The following is a 378-nucleotide window of genomic DNA, read 5'->3' as shown; positions in this document are numbered from 1 at the left end:
ATCGCCGACACCAGCCGTCACGCCGGTCACGCCGACATCGTGCGCGAACTCATCGACGGCTCGGTCGGCCTGACGCCGGGCAAGGACAACATGCCGCCGGGCGACCGGGCTCGGCGGGAGAGCCATCGGCGCAGGCTGGAGGAGGCGGCGAGAGAGGCGGGCGTGGCCGGCTGAGCCCCGTGGCGCCGGGCGGGTGCGCGCACCGGGGCCGACGCACCGGGATCCCGCGCACCGGCTTTCCGCGCACCGGCTTTCCGGCTTCGGGCTTCCGCGCACCGGCTTTCCGCGCACCGGCTTCCCGCGCACCGGCATCCCGTAGTGCGCCCGCGGTCGGCGGGGCTCCGCGGCCCGCAGTACGTCGATCTCGCCGCCGACGAG

Annotated in this window: 1 protein-coding gene; it reads left to right on the top strand. The window is 76.5% G+C overall.

Features of this window, described 5'->3' with window-relative positions; translation table 11 throughout:
* Positions 1-174, top strand: a 174-nt coding sequence (locus C1J00_RS43960; protein WP_146046436.1) for a mycothiol transferase, incomplete at its 5' end; no start/stop codon positions are given.
* Between the last annotated feature and the right edge of the window lie 204 nt (positions 175-378).

It is taken from the genome of Streptomyces cahuitamycinicus (genome assembly GCF_002891435.1).
GTDB lineage: Bacteria > Actinomycetota > Actinomycetes > Streptomycetales > Streptomycetaceae > Streptomyces > Streptomyces cahuitamycinicus.
Note: the sequence above shows the minus strand (reverse complement) of the source record. Positions and strands in the feature narration are given on the sequence as shown.